The following is a 15,145-nucleotide window of genomic DNA, read 5'->3' on the forward strand; positions in this document are numbered from 1 at the left end:
TGATGCTTGCACTATCATAACCGCAGATGCGGAAATGGACTCGGTTACTGCCAGCGGAGGAACCGCCGTTCCAGCAGGCGGACGACGCCATCCAGAAGGATGACGATGACCACCAGCACCGCCACGCAGCAGAGGACTCTTGCCACGTCGTAGCGTTCTCCGGCGCTGGTGATGACCCAGCCCATGCCCTTGCTGGAGCCCAGGTACTCTCCCACGATGGCGCCGGTGATGGCCAGGCCCAGGCCGGTGCGCATACTGGCCAGGAGCCAGGGCAGAGAGGCGGGCCAGATGACTTTGGTGAGGACCTGACGCCGGGAGCCGCCCAGCAGGCGAACCGCTGCGATCAGGTCTTTGTCCACGCTGTGTACCCCTGCGTAGAGGTTAAAGAGAAAGGCAAAGAAGACCATAAGGCCCGCCATGAGGGCCTTGGCTTTCAGTCCGATGCCAAACCAGACGATGATCAGGGGACCGATGGCCAGTTTCGGCAGGCCGTTGAGCCCGGTCATGAGGGGCATAAGCGCTTTCCCCAAGCGGGGAGAACAGCCCATAACCAGACCGGCCAGGGTCCCGAGGATACCGCCGAAGAGGAAGCCCAAGCCCGCTTCCTTTCCCGTGACAGCCAGGTGTTTGGCCAGAGAGCCGTCTGCCAGCATTTCCTGAAACTCCGCCCAGACCAGACTGGGCCGGCTGAAAAAGAAGAGGTCGATTTTCCCTGCGGCGGCCCCCCACTCCCAGAGCAGGATGCCCAGGAGAAGGGCCAGAGCGGTCCACACACCGGGGCTCATGGAGAAGCGATGTTGTTTCATAGGGATCCCTCCGCCTGACACAGCTGTGCGTGAAGGTCCGCCCAGATGGTTTGTTCCAGTTCGATAAACCGCGGGGAGAACTTCACGTCCATCACCCGTCGGGGTCTGGGCAAGTCGATGGGGTATTCTTTCACCACTCTCCCCGGCCGGGCGCTCAGGAGGACCACCCGGTCCGCCAGCGTAATGGCTTCGGTGAGGTCGTGGGTCACGTAAAGGATGGTGCTGCCGGTACTCTCCCAGAGGGCCAGGATCTCGTCCTGTAAGCGCTGGCGGGTGAGGGCGTCCAGGGGGGCAAAAGGCTCGTCCATTATGAGCACCTGGGGATCTACGGCCAGCACCCGGGCGATGGCGGCCCGTTTTTTCATGCCGCCGGAGAGCTCTCTGGGATAGCTGTGTTCAAAGCCTGCCAGCCCCATTTTTTCCATGAGGGCCCGGGCGGTCTCCCGCCGCTGGGCCTTGGGGACCCCCCGCAGTTCCATGGCCAGGGCCACGTTGTCCAGCACCGAGCGCCAGGGCAGCAGGGTATCTGCCTGGGAGATGTATCCCACCGAGGGGAGCACCCCCCGCACCGGTTCCCCGGCCAGACGCACCTCCCCTTTGGTGGGGGTGAGTTGCCCGGCCAGCACATTCAGGGCGGTGCTCTTTCCGCAGCCGGAGGGGCCGACCATGGCCACCAGTTCCCCTTTCCTTACGGACAGGTCCATCCCGTCCAGGGCCAGAAGGGGCGGCTGGCCGTTGCGCAGGGCAAACTCCACAGTCACCTGATTCAGTTCCAGCAGATTCACAGACATTCCCCCTTCGGGAAAAATAGCAGCAACTAACTGTTGTTATTATAGAATATTTTAGGGATTCTGTCAATTCTTCTCCCGGAACTGACCCCGGATGAGTTTCCCGTTGCTGTTCCGGGCCAGGTGGGGCACAAACTCCAAGGCACGGATCTTCTTAAATCCGGCGCAGGCAGCGTTGTGGAAGGTCATGAGTTCCTCTTCCAGCTGAGGAGAGGGGGTGTGCCCCTGGGCAAGGGTAACGTATACCTTCACCTTCTGCCCCAGTTCCGGGTCCGGCTCGCCCACCGCCAGACAGTCCTCCACCGCCGGATGGAGGGAGAGGGCGTTTTCGATCTCCACCGGGCTTACCCGGTATCCCTTGGTCTTGATGAGTCCGTCGGAGCGGCCCCGATAGAAGAGGAAGCGGTCCTCGTCCATCACGGCGCTGTCCCCCGTGTGGAAGAGGTTGCCGTCCCAGAGCCGCCGGGTGGCTTCCGGGTCGTCCAGATAGCCCATCATGAGGCCGTCGGGCCGCTGTCCGTTGTCGGCCACGATGACGATCTCCCCTTCCTCTCCGGGTTGGGCGAAGGTGCCGTCCTCCTTCAGCAGCTCCACGTGGTATTTGGGCAGGATCTTTCCCACAGACCCCTCTTTCCGCCCCATATTCTTGGAGGCAGCGGCAATGAGTCCCGTCTCCGACTGGGCGTAGCCTTCATAGAGGACCTGTCCGGTCTGCTGGAAGACGGCGTTGGCCAGGTCGTCGGTGAGCTTTTCTCCCCCCACGGCGAAGCAGGTCACCGAGGAGAGGTCGTATTGGTCCATGCCTGCCTGGATCAGCTTCCGGTACACAGTGGGTTGGGCCATAACGCCGGTGGCCTTCTCCCGCTCCAGGAAAGCCAGGACCTTTTCCGGAGGGAAGCGGTCGTAGTCATAGACCAGGAGGGTCGCGGCCTGCATCCACTGGCAGTAGAACTTGGTGCCGGCCAGCACTTCCCAGCCGCTGTCCCCGGTGGCGAAGTGGCGGCTTTCGGCGGTGGTGTCCTGCATATAGCGGGCCCCGCAGTGATTGGCCAGAACATACGCATGGTCGTGGAGGACCCCCTTGGGGTCGCCGGTGGTCCCAGAGGTGAAGTAGAGGAGCATGGGGTCGTGACAGCCGGTCTCCACCCGGTCCAGGGTGGTGGGCTGCTGGGGCAGCAGGGCAGAGAAGTTCTCAAAGCCCTCGGCCTCACCCAAGGCCAGCCGGAGGGTGATCCCCGCCTGGTCGGCGGCCTCCCGGACCCGCAGGGCGGTCTCCCCCTCCTGGCAGCAGATGACCCCTTTGGCCCTGGCCTTCTCCATGCGGTACAACAGATCCTGGGCGGGGAGCCGGTAGTAGACCGGAGACAGCAGCAGCCCCAGCTTGTGGGCGGCGATGGCTGTGATCCAGTACTCCCAGTGGGTGCGCAGGGCGGCCATGAGCACGTCGCCTTTTTTCAGGCCACGGCTGCGGAAGAGATTGGCCGCCTGATTGCTGCGCTCTCTGATCTCCCGGAAGGTGAGTCGCACCTGCTCTCCCCTGTCGTTTTCCCAGATCATGGCCAGCTTTTGGGGACATTCCTCTCCCAGGGGATCGATGATGTCGTACCCGAAGTTAAAGTTCGGGCCGTAGTCGTACGTATAGAATACCAGTCTGCCGGACTGGTCAAAGGTTTCATGGATAAATCGCGTATAGAGTTCGGACATAGGAACCTCCTTTTCCGTGCCGGACGCCCCCGTTTTCCCATCCTGCCGGGAAGCAGGAACCTTGTGTAAGGACAGTATAGAAGGTTTTTAAAGGTTTGTCAAAGCGCACCTTCGCCGGGAAGCGTCGGGCGCCCCCGGCAAATCGTTGACAGCGGGTAGGCAATCGATTAGAATAGAACTCTAAATATGGTTTGTATCGGCGGGAAGGCCCCAGCGGATGGGTTCCCCCGCCTGAGAGGAGTCGTTTCCATGGTGAACCAACGCATCGTCGTCAAGCTGGGCACTTCGACCCTGGCCCACCCCTCCGGTCTGCTGAATATCCGGCGGGTGGAGGAGCTGTGCAAAGTCCTCAGCGATCTAAAGAACGCAGGCCACGAGATCATCCTGGTCTCTTCCGGCGCCATCGGCATGGGGGTGGGCAAGCTCTCCCTGGCCCAGCGGCCGGAGGACACCCCCACCAAGCAGGCGGCCGCCGCCGTGGGCCAGTGCGAGCTGATGTACACCTACGACAAGGCGTTTTCCGAGTATAACCATACGGTCGCGCAGATCCTCCTCACGGCGGCGGACGTGGATCACCCCGACCGGTTTGAGAACTTCCGCAACACCATGCATCGCCTTCTGGATCTGAAGGCCCTGCCCATCATCAATGAGAATGACACGGTGATCACCGACGAGCTGGTGATCGGGGACAACGACACCCTTGCGGCCATTGTGGCCGTGAGCATGGAGGCCGAGCTGCTCATCCTCCTGTCGGACATCGACGGTCTGTACACCGCCGACCCCCACACCCATCCGGACGCCACGCTCATCACAGAGATCCCCGCCATCACCCCTGAAATCGAGGCCCTGGCCGGGGGGGCCGGTTCCCGGCTTGGGACCGGCGGCATGTCCACCAAGCTCCATGCTGCGGCCATCTGCACCGAGGCGGGCTGTGACATGGTGATCGCCAACGGAGCCACACCTTCGGTGCTTTACGACATAGCGGAGGGCAAGCCTGTGGGCAGCCGGTTCCGCGGAAAGCGAGGATAAGCCATGAATCATCCCAACCTGCCTGAGGAGACCTCCTGTTATCCCCCCGCCGGACTGGCCGGGGAGGAATTCACCCCGGAGAAGACGTCCGATCCCGGCGCGCTGACCCTCACCCGTCCCCTGCTGACGGAAGCGCTGGCTGCCAAGCCCGCTCTGGCCGCCCTGTCTCCGGAGGAAAAGAGAGCGGTGCTTCTCACCATGGCAGACTGCCTGGAGGCAGACTGCCCGGCCATTCTGGCGGCCAACGCCCTGGACCTGGAGGCTGCCCAGGGCAGCATCGCCCCGGTCATGCAGGACCGGCTCCGCCTGACCGAGGCCCGGGTCTCCGACATGGCCGCCGGCATCCGTGCCGTGGCTGCCCTGCCTGACCCGGTGGGCCGGACCCTCTCCAGCCACACCCTGCCCAACGGACTCCAGGTGAACAAGGTCTCGGTCCCTCTGGGGGTCATTGCCATCATTTATGAGTCCCGCCCCAACGTCACTTCCGACGCCGCCAGCCTGACCTTCCAGGCGGGCAGTGTGTGTGTGCTCCGGGGGGGCAAGGAGTCCATCCATTCCAACACCGCCATTGTGGACGCCCTCCACAAGGCCCTGGCCCAGCACCATCTCCCCTCTGCTCTGGTGAGCCTGGTGACTGATACCACCCGGGCCAGCGCCAACGAACTCATGCAGGCGGTGGGCTACGTAGATCTGCTCATCCCCCGAGGCGGCGCTTCCCTCATCCAGACCTGTGTGAACAGCGCCAAGGTCCCCTGCATCCAGACCGGCACCGGCATCTGCCACATCTACGTAGACGGGGACGCTGATATGGAAAAGGCCCTGGCCATCGTGGAGAACGCCAAGACCAGCCGTCCCTCTGTGTGCAACGCCGCAGAGGTCTGCCTGGTCCACCAGGATATCGCCCCCACCTTCCTCCCCCTGCTCCGGGAGCGGCTGGTCACCGCCCGGGAGAAGAAGGGCTTGCAGCCTGTGGAGTTCCGTCTGGACCCGGCTTCCCAGACTTTGCTCCCCGGCACTCCTGCCGGACCTCAGGATTTCGACACCGAGTTCCTGGACTACATCCTGGCCATTAAGGTGGTGGACAGCGTAGAGGCGGCCATTGACCACATCAACCGCCATTCCACCGGCCACAGCGAGGCCATCCTCACCCAGACCAGAGCCCACGCCGACCTGTTCACCCGTCTGGTGGACAGCGCTGCGGTGTATGTGAACGCCTCTACCCGGTTTACCGACGGCGGTCAGTTTGGCCTGGGCTGCGAGATGGGGATCTCCACCCAGAAGCTCCACGCCCGTGGTCCCATGGGACTGGAGGAGCTGACCAGCTACAAGTACGTGATCACCGGCGACGGACAGACCCGTTGATTCCTGAAAAACCGCGCCCCGCAGAGATTTCTGCGGGGCGCGTTCTTTGTGCTCTTTATCGCGGGAAAGCCGGGCCTTTCCGCAGAACCCGGTGATAGCGGGGGCCATCTTCCGGCGGCTGGGTCACCGGGATCAGGATGTTCTTTTGGATCATCTCCTCCATCCGCAGGGCCAGCCATCCGTCGGACATCCCCAGCTGATACCGGCCCAAAACGTTGCCGATCACCTTCGCCTGGTGAAATTCCTCCGGTCCAGCCCGGAGCTCCTTCCATAGGAAATGGTCGTAGAAGTCAGCGGGCACGCTGCACAGCCGTCCGTTGACCACCGCCCGCAGGGGGGCGTTCTCTTCCTCCAGCCGTCTCCAGGTCTGCTGCATGGCCCGCAGCAGAAGGTCCGGCACCTCCTGGGCCAGAGGGAGGAAGGATTCCCATTCTTCCGGTTCCACCTCTCCCCAGCTCACATATTGGACCAGGGTTCCCTTCCCCGCCCTTACCCAGGAGGGAAGCTCCACCAGAAAGACCTTTCCCCGTCGGGGCAGATCCGCCAGCTGTCCCATGAGCCAGCAGGCGCCGCACCGCTCTTCGGGCTGGTCACTGCTCCAGAGGCGCAGGTCCTCTCCAGCGGCCGCCCGGTCCATGACCTTCCGGACACTCTCCCTGCTCTGGCGGAGAAGGGTTTCCGCTGTCTCCTCCCCTTCCGGAAAGATGCCAAAGAGTTGGGACAGTATCTCCTTTCTCTGGGAACCAAAGGGGTCCCCGCAAGGACCAACGCCGAGGGTCAGGGTGATTCCGCACGAGTCCCAGTCCTTCCCTTTTCCGGCGTGTCCTGCCCGGGCCTGCATCATAGAGCCCCAGGCGCTCTCATCAAACACAACGTTCAGCATCGGTTCCTTCCTTCCTGACAAAAAACAGCAGCGGGAATGTCCCGCTGCTGTTTCCATGGTTTGCTCAGCGAATGACCATACCGGTCTTTCGTTCGTTCCAAATGGCTTCAAAGGTCTTTGCGTTTTCCCAGTACTGATGGACCTCTCCCCGGTTGTAGTAGTTGTAAGGATCGGAAATGAAATAGCCCTTCTGGGGGTCATAGCCGCACACCAGCACAGCGTGGTTGTTGCTCACCAGACGCTGGGGCTTACCCTCGATAGAGTACGTACGGTAGTACGGGGTTTTCCACCAGAGGGTCATGTAACCCACCACGCAGTTGCCTGCCAGCAGTTCCCGCTGCAGGTCGGTGATGGAAGCGCCGCGGAAGTCCTCGCAGACCACGTCGCCGCCGCAGTAGCTGTTGGAGTACTCTGCCAGCTTAGCGGGGTAGATGGTGGTACGGGTCTTCTTGGTGGGGTCCGGGACATAGGGAGAGCCCACGAAGCCCTTTTCCGGGTCGGACTGAGACCGGGGCAGGTTGTCCAGGAAGTACTTGACGCCCACGTTTCCGGCGTAACCCTTGGCCTTGAGGCCCATGAGGGTGGACACAGCTTCGCAGCCCACCCAGGCATAGATGTTGTCGATCTGGCTGATGTAGGGGACAGACGGCATCTGGTAGGAGGCAGCTGCCTGGGTGAGGACCCCGTCAGGCCCAGCCCAGTATGCGCCCACCTGCTGGTCCATAGCCAGCTTGCCGTAGCGATCCACATAGTAGAGGTCACCGCCTACGGTATGAATCCCGGAGGCAAAGGTCATCTTGGTCAGGTCCACGCCGTACCAGACCTCGCTGTTCCCTGCGCCGGCGAACCAGTGGGGCACAGAGGCCTCGGCCACGTAGACAGCGGACCAGTGGCTGGCGGTCATATCCCGGAAGAGGCCCAGGCCCATAATGAGGGCAGCCTGGTTGGCGTCACCGGTGCGGCCGCACATCCGATTGATAATGGTGCAGGCTTCCGCCCGGGTGAGTCCCTTCTGGGGCTGGAAGGTCCCGTCAGGATAGCCGTCGATCCAGCCCAGGGTCGCGGCAGCGCTGATGGCCTTGGCTGCCCAGTGGGTGGAGGGCACGTCAGGGAAGGTGACCGTTCCTGTCACCGGCTCATGGAGCCGCAGCAGGAGGGTCACAAACTCCGCCCGGGTCATGTTGTCGTTGGGGCGGAAGTAGGTGTCGTTCTGGAGCAGGCCCAGGGCACACAGGGCGCGGACCGGCTTTGCGTACCACTGGTTGGAGGGAACGTCGGCATAGCTGCAGTCCCCGGTCCCGCTGTCAGGGTCCTCCAGGAGGCAGTAGACGATCTTTGCCGCCTGGGCCCGGGTCAGCTGCTGGTCGGGCAGGAAGGTCTGGTCGGTAAAGCCGTCAATGTAAGCGGGATGATCCTGGCGCAGGGCAGGGATGGACCGGCTGATCTCCCCATCCGGAAGGTCTGCGGGATCTTCCTGGGGCACTTCCTCTGTGGGGGTCTCTTCCGCCGGCTGAGCGGGCTGTGCCTCCTCCTGGGGCGGTTCCGTGGTCTCCGTTTCTGCGGCCTGGGCCTCTTCTTCCCCAGGGGCGGCAGGGGTGGTGGTCTCCTGAGACTCCACCGCCGGCGTCTCTGGCTCTGGCTGGCTCTTCTGGATCTCTGCGGCCTGGGCCGGCATCACCAACAAGGAGAGGGCCACGCACAGAGACATACCCATGGCCATCCAACGTTTCCAAGGTTGATACATGATGCGGACTCCTTTCTCTTTTAAATATATTGATTATACGCTATTATTCCGCCGCTTTTAATAGTTGTTTAGTATAAGGGTGGACCGGTTGGTCAAAGATCCCGTCCACGGTGTTTTCCTCCACAATGACCCCTTTCTGCATCACGATCACCCGGTCGCAGCACTGATAGATGACGTTCAGGTCGTGGGAGATAAAGAGATAGCTCAGGTCATAGGTCTCCCGCAGTTCCATGAGCAGGTCCAGGATCTGGTCCTGAATGGTCACGTCCAGGGCGGAGACAGCCTCGTCCAGAATCACCAGCTTGGGCTTGAGGATGAGGGCGGCGGCAATGGAGACGCGCTGTCTCTGGCCGCCGGAGAGCTGCGCCGGTTTCCGGTCATGGAACTCGGGGCCCAGCCCCACAGACTCCAGCATTTCCTCCGCCCGGCGGCGGCGTTCCTGGGGGCTGTACTTGCCATAAATGCGCAAAGGCTCCTCCACGATCCGCCGGATGGTAAAGGCGGGGTTCAGGGAGGAGTAGGGGTCTTGAAACACCATTTGGGGGCGGCGGGAGTGGTGGGTAATGGTGCCCTGGTACTCGGTCATGCCCAGGATGGACTTGGCCAGGGTGGACTTTCCGCTGCCGGATTCTCCCACAAGGCCCAGGACTTCTCCCTGGTGAATGGTGACCGACACGTCCTTTAAGACCTGCACGGTCTTGCCTTTGGAGAAGGCGTTGCCCCCCTGGCGGTAGAAACTGTTCAGGTGTTTAATTTCCAGGATTGGTTCCATGACGCTGACCTCGTTTCCGTCTGGTTGGGATAGCGGCAATGAGCCGTTTGGTGTAGTCCTGCTGGGGGTGGAAGAACACGTGGTCCACGGTTCCCTGCTCCACCAGCTCTCCCTTGCACATCACAGCCACCCGGGTGCACAGCTTTCGCACCACGTGGAGGTTGTGGGAGATAAAGAGGATGCCGGTGCCTTTTTCCCGGTTGATCTTTTTCAAGAGGGCCAGGATCCCCTCCTGGATGGTCACATCCAGGGCGGTGGTGGGCTCATCGCAGATGAGGAGCTTGGGCTCCGAGATGATGGCGGCAGCCACCATGGCTCGCTGGAGCATACCGCCGGAGAGCTCGTGGGGGTACTTCCGGTAGAGGGTTTCGGGGTCCGGGAGCTCCGCATCGGCCATGGCCTGGAGGGCCTTGGCTCTGCGCTCCTCCTGGGAGAGGTTGGTGTGGACCAAGAGCGCTTCCTCTACCTGGGGACCGATGCGCATCACCGGGTCCATGGAGGTCATGGGCTCCTGGAAGACCACGGCGATGTCCTTGCCCCGCATGGCGCGGATGGTCTCCCGAGAGGCCTGCAAGAGGTCCTGGCCTTCAAAGAGGACACGTCCTGTAATTTCCGTACGGGTTTTGGAGAGCAGACCTGCCAGGGCCATGGCGGTGACGGTTTTGCCGCTGCCGGACTCTCCCACCAGGCCCAGGATCTCTCCCTGGTCCATGGCAAAGGAGATGCCCTTCACGGCTTCTTTGCCCTCGGGTGCGTTGCGGAAGCGGACGTGGAGGTCCTGAATCTCTAACATAGGGGATTCACCGTTCCTTTCTGCGGCGCTGCTGGAGGCCTTCGGAGAGGAGGCTGACGCCCAGGATCATGAGCACGATGGCAAGGCCGGTAAAGAGGGCGTACCAGGGGGCTCTGGCCAGATAGGTCTGGGACTCGGAAAGCATTCTGCCCAGGGACGCGTCCGGGGGGAGCACGCCCACGCCCAGGTAGCTCATGCTGGCCTCGGCCAGCACGGCGTTGTTAAAGCCGATGGAGACGATGGGCAGCAGGATGGGAATGAGGTTGGGCAGGATATGGCGGAAGATGATCCGCATGTGGCTGGCGCCCATGAGGCGGGCGGAGGCCACATAGTTAAGGTTTCTCTGTTTCACCACTTCTCCCCGGACCACACGGGCAAAGGAGGGGATGAAGAGGATACCCAGAATAATGATAATCTGGTAGGTGCCCCGGCCAAAGACGGCGATGAGCACCAGCGCCAACAGGATGCTGGGGAAGGCAGTGATGGCGTCGCAGACGCGCATGAGAATGGCGTCGGCCACACCGCCGAAATAACCGGTGAGACACCCGATAAAGGTACCGATGATCCCGCCGATCAGGATCACACACAGGGCAATGAAGAAGGTACTTCCGGCGCCCTCCATGATCCGGGACAGAAGGTCCCGGCCGAAGTTGTCGGTGCCCAGGGGATGGGCCAGGCAGGGGGCCAGGAACTTGTCCTGACCGGACATGCCGGTGGTGTCATAGGGGGTCCAGACGTAGCCCACGAGAATGAGGGAGGCCATGAGGGCGCAGATCACGATGCCGCAGACCAGAAAGTACTGGGGCTCCTGCCCCTTGGCGCGGCGGCGTTTTGTCCGGATTGACGTTGGAAGCATCTTCTCTTCCCTCCCCTCTGTGTGATGATAGGTGATGGACCCGGGGGTCAGCGGATGCGGATCCTGGGGTCCATATACTGGTAAAGGATATCGGCGATGAAGTTCACCACCACGACCCATGCCGCCAGGATGACGACGATGGCCTGGGCCACGGGGAAGTCCCGGGCGCCGATGGCGGCCAGCAGAAGGCGGCCGATCCCGGGGACCGCAAAGACCTGTTCCACCACGATGCTGCCGCCCACCAGTTCTGCCGCAGTCACGGCCAGGAAGGCGATGACCGGGATCATGGCGTTTTTCAGGGCGTGCTGCTTCATGGCGTCGGAGCGGGTCCGGCCCCGGCTGAAGGCAGTGCGGATATAGTCTTTGTTCATCTCATCCAGGATGGAAGACCGGAGCATCTTCACGGTCATGGCGATCCGGGACAGGGCCACCGACAGGGCCGGGAAGAGCATATAGAGGAAGAACTGCCCCGGACTCTGCTGGAAGGAGACAAAGTTCCCCGGCATAAAGATGCGCAGGGTGATGCCAAAGACAAAGCACAGCAGGATGCCCACAAACACAGGCGGAATGGACATACACAGCTGGTTCAGGACGGTGATCGCCCGGTCCAGCTTTCCCCCCGCCCGTTTGGCTGTGGCGATGCCGATGGGGAACGAGGCCGCCACCGTAATGGCAAAGCCCATAAGGACCAGAGTCATGGTTACGGGGAGCTTCTCCACCACCATGTCTTTTACCGGCAGGTTATACTGGTAGGACATGCCCCAGTCACCCTTCACAAAGTCCGTGGCCCAGCGTGCGTACCGGACCAGGACCGGGTCATCGAAGCCCAGCTCGGCCTCCAGTTCCGCCACTTTTTCCGGGGTGGCGTTGGTTCCCAGCATACTGCTGGCAGGGGAGCCCGGAATCACCTGAAAGGCAAGGAAGGCAAGAAGCGAAACGATGAACAAAGTAATAATGAGAGTCAAGAGTTTGCGCAGGACATATTTCATCTTCTTGCCCTCCTTTCTCTCTGGGGCAGGACGTCACCTGCCTTGGGCGTTCATAGTAGTAAGGGGATCGCGATCAGGCCACGTAGTGGACCTTGGCCAGGTCCATGACGTACAGGGGATAGAACTCGTAGCCCTTGATGTTGGACTTGATGAGCACGAAGTCCGCCAGGTCCTGGATATAGACGTTGGCTGCGGTCTCGGTGAGGATCTTGGCCGCATCCTTATACAGCTGGGTCTGCTCTTCCTGGTCGGAACATGCACCGGCTTCTTTCATGACCTTGTCATACTCGGGGTTGTTGTAGTTGATCATGTTCTTGTCGTTGTCGCTCATCCAGCGGTTGAGCAGGGCACCGGCGCTGAGGGTGGCGGCGTCAAAGCCCACCACGGTGCTCTCAAAGTTCCGGTTGGTGTAGACCTGAGACAGCCAGGTTTCCCACTCCACAGGCTCGATGGTCGCCCGGATGCCCACCTGCTCCAGCTGCTGCACCAGCACTTCCGCCACATCCATATGGGGCTTGTAGTTGGAGGGCACAGTGATCTTCATGGAGAACCCGTTTTCATAGCCTGCTTCCTTGAGCAGATCCTTTGCCTTTTCCACGTCGCAGGTGTAGTAGTCAGCCAGGCTCTCGTCAAAGTACTTGGTGAAGGCGGGGTAGATAGAGGTACCCAGCTTAGCGCCGTGTCCTTCGCCGGTGAGGGCCAGGATGTCGTCCACGTTCACGGCGTAGCACATAGCCTGACGAACCTTTTCGTTGTCGAAGGGTTCCACGTCGTGGTTGAGGTACAGGGCCTGGACCAGGTTCATGGTGCCTTCCAGGGTGGTGAAGTCCCCGCTCACAGCGTTCACCTGGTCGATGGTGAGGTGAACGGTCATATCGATGGAGCCGGCGTTCAGGGCAGACATGAGGGCGTTGGAGTCCTCAAAGATCTTGAAGGTGACCTTATCCAGGTAGGCCTTGTCGCCCCAGTAGTCTGCGAACTTCTCCAGGATCACATTCTCCTGCACGGAGCGGGAGACGAACTTGAAGGGGCCGGTGCCCACGGGCGCCGTGGTCTGCTGGGTGTAGTCATCGGGGACGATAAACACCATGCCCACGTAGCACAGGAAGTCGGGGTTGGCTTCCTTGAGCTTGATGGTAATGGTGTTGTCCTTGGCGTCGATGGACTGGATAGCAGAAAGCGCTGCAGCCAGGGCAGCTTCTTCCGTGGTTGCAGCGCAGGTTTTAAAGGAATAAAGAACGTCGTCGGTGGTCACGGTGTCGCCGTTGTGGAAGCGGACACCGCCCCGAAGGGTAAAGGTATAGGTGAGGCCGTCCTCGGACATTTCCCACTTGGAAGCAACGGCTTCCACGTAGTTGCCGGAGGAGTCGGGCTTCACCAGGCCTTCATAGACGTTAAATAAGACCTCTCTGGTTCCTGCAGCCGTCATACGATACGGGTCAAGACTGTCTCCCAGGTCTTGAGAGATTCCCACCACCAGCTCACCGCCGGTCTGGATCTCTCCGGAAGAGCTCGTTCCGTCGCTGCCGAATCCACCCTCCTGCTGGGGCTTCGTGTCTCCGCAGGCGCAGAGTACAGTAGCCAGGAGGAGGACCGACAGGAAAAGTGCGAAAATACGTTTTTTCATAAACTTCTCCTTCCGCCGGGAAATCTTCCCGGCGTTACAACAAAAATAGCATCTCCCATTATTAAATTGTCGGTTGCAGTGTACCACCGTTTCTGTCAAATTACAAGGAAAACTTTCGAATTCCGCAAGGTTTCTCAGGGTTTTCAAAAATTTTTATCCTTACCATATTCTTCTCCGGGCCCGCCCCGATCCTGTTTTCTCCCGGTCCTGCGCCCTTCCCCTGCCGCTCCACCGGCCGCCATGGCCCTTCTCCTTCCGCCGATCCTGCGTCCCGCCGCCGGCAGCAAGCTTCTTTCCTCTTTGCAGGCGTGCCTCTGCCCGGTCTCTTTTTGGTGGACACTGATCACTTTCCTTCCTTTTTCTCTCACTTTTGCAGGTATTTTTATTTTCTCCTGCATTTTCCTGCGTAATTTTTTCCTGAACCTTACTTTCTTTTCTTCTTCCTTCTTTCTGTTTTGACGTTTCAAACAGAAGGAAATACACGATTTATCAGAGAATTGTTCACTTTTCCCCTTGACGTTTTGGGAAAATTTTTAGATAATAGCGTCGTTCCAAGGGAGCCAAGGTGTTCCGGAATTTTGAATGATTTCCTGCGACACTTGCACGAAATCCTTCATTTTCACTCGATAAGTCCGCTTGCGGTTCTTCCTTCTTTTCCGCACCGCGACTGATATAAAATCCTTCCATTATTACTCACCAAAAAAGCCTTTCGGGTCTTCCCCGAAAGGCTTTTTTGGTTCTCCCGCCCAAACTGGCCATACCAAATAAAACAGGATTGGTCATAGTATGAAGGCCAGATGTATGCTATCCTAAGAACCAGCGGGGCCCACCGCCCCTGACCGGAACCAGGCAGCAGCACCGCCGCCTGCACACAAGGAGGAAAAAACTATGAAGCGCGTTGTTTCGATCCAAGACATTTCCTGTCTGGGCAAATGTTCCCTGACAGTTGCTCTGCCCATCATCTCTGCCATGGGCGTGGAGACCTGTGTGGTGCCCACCGCCGTCCTCTCCACCCACACCGGCGGGTTCAAGGGCTTTACCTTCCACGACCTCACCCAGGAGATCGAGCCCATCTCCCAGCACTGGCAGAAGGAGGGCATCACCTTTGACGCCGTCTACACCGGCTACCTGGGCTCCTTCGAGCAGATCAACCTGGTCTCCCAGTTCTTCGACCAGTTAGGCGGAGAAGGCACCCTGGTCTATGTAGACCCCGCCATGGCAGACAACGGCGTCCTCTACACCGGCTTTACCCCCGAGTTCGCCAAGGAGATGGGCAAGCTCTGCGGCAAGGCCGATGTGATCGTCCCCAACCTCACCGAGGCCTCCTTCATGCTGGGCATCCCCTATGTGGGCGACGACTATGACGAGGCTTACATCCGCAAGGTCCTCAAGGACCTGACCGGCCTGGGCTGCAAGACCGCCGTCCTCACCGGCGTGAGCTTCGAGGATGGCAAGATCGGCGCCATGGCTTATGACGCCGCCACCGACACCTATGCCAGCTACTTTAATGAAAAGCTCCCTGTAAGCTTCCACGGCACCGGCGACGTGTTCGCCTCCGCCTGCGTGGGCGCCCTCATGAACGGCAGAGATCTCACCGGCGCCCTGAAGGTCGCCGTAGACTACACCCTGGAGTGCATCCGGGAGACCCAGAAGGACCCCGACGCCCGTTGGTATGGGGTGAACTTCGAGTCCGCCATTCCCATGCTGGTCCACAGCCTGGGCCGCTGACCCCTGTTTCTAAGGCAAACAGCCCCTCTCCGCAGACAAAGCGGAGAGGGGCCTTTTTGTATTC

At 60.6% G+C, this 15,145-nt stretch carries 14 protein-coding genes; 3 read left to right on the forward strand and 11 right to left on the reverse strand.

The window, feature by feature from the left end:
* Window positions 1-44: 44 nt before the first annotated feature.
* From SOR61_RS06855 to SOR61_RS06865, 3 genes are all read right to left on the reverse strand, one after another.
* Window positions 45-806, reverse strand: a complete 762-nt coding sequence (locus SOR61_RS06855; RefSeq protein WP_320611925.1) for an ABC transporter permease — start codon at window positions 804-806, stop codon at window positions 45-47.
* Entirely contained in the window at window positions 803-1,591 is a 789-nt protein-coding gene (locus tag SOR61_RS06860; protein WP_320611926.1) for an ABC transporter ATP-binding protein, read from the reverse strand. The genes SOR61_RS06855 and SOR61_RS06860 overlap by 4 nt, the downstream gene beginning before the upstream one ends.
* A gap of 69 nt (window positions 1,592-1,660) precedes the next feature.
* Entirely contained in the window at window positions 1,661-3,298 is a 1,638-nt protein-coding gene (locus tag SOR61_RS06865) for an AMP-binding protein (protein WP_320611927.1), read from the reverse strand.
* Between the two features lie 249 nt (window positions 3,299-3,547).
* Here SOR61_RS06865 and proB point away from each other — a divergent pair, with 249 nt between their 5' ends.
* Both proB and SOR61_RS06875 read left to right on the forward strand, forming a co-directional pair.
* Window positions 3,548-4,327 (forward strand): glutamate 5-kinase, encoded by a 780-nt coding sequence (gene proB / locus SOR61_RS06870; RefSeq protein WP_320611928.1) that lies wholly within the window; start codon window positions 3,548-3,550, stop codon window positions 4,325-4,327.
* Window positions 4,328-4,429: 102 nt separating this feature from the next.
* On the forward strand, window positions 4,430-5,689 hold the full coding sequence (locus SOR61_RS06875; RefSeq protein ID WP_407066517.1) for a glutamate-5-semialdehyde dehydrogenase: 1,260 nt from the start codon (window positions 4,430-4,432) through the stop codon (window positions 5,687-5,689).
* Window positions 5,690-5,744: 55 nt separating this feature from the next.
* Here the strand turns inward: SOR61_RS06875 and SOR61_RS06880 are convergent, their stop codons facing one another.
* The 8 genes from SOR61_RS06880 to SOR61_RS06915 form a co-directional block, all read right to left on the reverse strand.
* The gene (locus SOR61_RS06880) at window positions 5,745-6,572 is read right to left on the reverse strand and encodes a DUF3658 domain-containing protein (RefSeq protein ID WP_320611930.1); all 828 of its coding nucleotides are present in this window, start codon (window positions 6,570-6,572) and stop codon (window positions 5,745-5,747) included.
* Between the two features lie 64 nt (window positions 6,573-6,636).
* A complete protein-coding gene (locus tag SOR61_RS06885; protein WP_320611931.1) occupies window positions 6,637-8,316 on the reverse strand; it encodes an S-layer homology domain-containing protein in 1,680 nt (559 codons plus the stop codon).
* 43 nt (window positions 8,317-8,359) lie between these two features.
* Window positions 8,360-9,088 carry an ATP-binding cassette domain-containing protein gene (locus SOR61_RS06890; RefSeq protein ID WP_320611932.1) on the reverse strand — a complete coding sequence of 243 codons (729 nt, stop codon included), beginning with the start codon at window positions 9,086-9,088 and terminating at the stop codon, window positions 8,360-8,362.
* Entirely contained in the window at window positions 9,066-9,881 is an 816-nt protein-coding gene (locus tag SOR61_RS06895) for an ABC transporter ATP-binding protein (protein WP_320611933.1), read from the reverse strand. The genes SOR61_RS06890 and SOR61_RS06895 overlap by 23 nt, the downstream gene beginning before the upstream one ends.
* Window positions 9,882-9,888: 7 nt before the next feature.
* The gene (locus SOR61_RS06900; RefSeq protein WP_320611934.1) at window positions 9,889-10,737 is read right to left on the reverse strand and encodes an ABC transporter permease; all 849 of its coding nucleotides are present in this window, start codon (window positions 10,735-10,737) and stop codon (window positions 9,889-9,891) included.
* A gap of 47 nt (window positions 10,738-10,784) precedes the next feature.
* Window positions 10,785-11,726: an ABC transporter permease gene (locus SOR61_RS06905; RefSeq protein WP_320611935.1), complete on the reverse strand. Its 942-nt coding sequence runs from the start codon at window positions 11,724-11,726 to the stop codon at window positions 10,785-10,787.
* 73 nt (window positions 11,727-11,799) lie between these two features.
* Window positions 11,800-13,353 carry an ABC transporter substrate-binding protein gene (locus SOR61_RS06910; RefSeq protein WP_320611936.1) on the reverse strand — a complete coding sequence of 518 codons (1,554 nt, stop codon included), beginning with the start codon at window positions 13,351-13,353 and terminating at the stop codon, window positions 11,800-11,802.
* A gap of 143 nt (window positions 13,354-13,496) precedes the next feature.
* Window positions 13,497-13,820 (reverse strand): hypothetical protein, encoded by a 324-nt coding sequence (locus SOR61_RS06915; RefSeq protein ID WP_320611937.1) that lies wholly within the window; start codon window positions 13,818-13,820, stop codon window positions 13,497-13,499.
* Between the two features lie 421 nt (window positions 13,821-14,241).
* On the opposite strand from SOR61_RS06915, the gene SOR61_RS06920 reads away from it, so the two are divergent.
* Window positions 14,242-15,081, forward strand: coding sequence for a pyridoxamine kinase (locus SOR61_RS06920; protein WP_320611938.1), 840 nt, complete (start codon window positions 14,242-14,244; stop codon window positions 15,079-15,081).
* Window positions 15,082-15,145: the final 64 nt, after the last annotated feature.

Source organism: Evtepia sp., assembly GCF_034090835.1.
Taxonomy (GTDB): Bacteria; Bacillota; Clostridia; order Oscillospirales; family Oscillospiraceae; genus Evtepia.

Excerpts from the sequence above, each read along its gene's own strand:
- SOR61_RS06885 (WP_320611931.1), bottom strand. The coding sequence starts at position 8,316 with ATGTATCAACCTTGGAAACGTTGGATGGCCATGGGTATGTCTCTGTGC.
- SOR61_RS06900 (WP_320611934.1), bottom strand. The coding sequence starts at position 10,737 with ATGCTTCCAACGTCAATCCGGACAAAACGCCGCCGCGCCAAGGGGCAG.
- proB (WP_320611928.1), top strand. The coding sequence starts at position 3,548 with ATGGTGAACCAACGCATCGTCGTCAAGCTGGGCACTTCGACCCTGGCC.
- SOR61_RS06855 (WP_320611925.1), bottom strand. The coding sequence starts at position 806 with ATGAAACAACATCGCTTCTCCATGAGCCCCGGTGTGTGGACCGCTCTG.
- SOR61_RS06920 (WP_320611938.1), top strand. The coding sequence starts at position 14,242 with ATGAAGCGCGTTGTTTCGATCCAAGACATTTCCTGTCTGGGCAAATGT.
- SOR61_RS06865 (WP_320611927.1), bottom strand. The coding sequence starts at position 3,298 with ATGTCCGAACTCTATACGCGATTTATCCATGAAACCTTTGACCAGTCC.
- SOR61_RS06890 (WP_320611932.1), bottom strand. The coding sequence starts at position 9,088 with ATGGAACCAATCCTGGAAATTAAACACCTGAACAGTTTCTACCGCCAG.
- SOR61_RS06910 (WP_320611936.1), bottom strand. The coding sequence starts at position 13,353 with ATGAAAAAACGTATTTTCGCACTTTTCCTGTCGGTCCTCCTCCTGGCT.
- SOR61_RS06880 (WP_320611930.1), bottom strand. The coding sequence starts at position 6,572 with ATGCTGAACGTTGTGTTTGATGAGAGCGCCTGGGGCTCTATGATGCAG.
- SOR61_RS06895 (WP_320611933.1), bottom strand. The coding sequence starts at position 9,881 with ATGTTAGAGATTCAGGACCTCCACGTCCGCTTCCGCAACGCACCCGAG.
- SOR61_RS06905 (WP_320611935.1), bottom strand. The coding sequence starts at position 11,726 with ATGAAATATGTCCTGCGCAAACTCTTGACTCTCATTATTACTTTGTTC.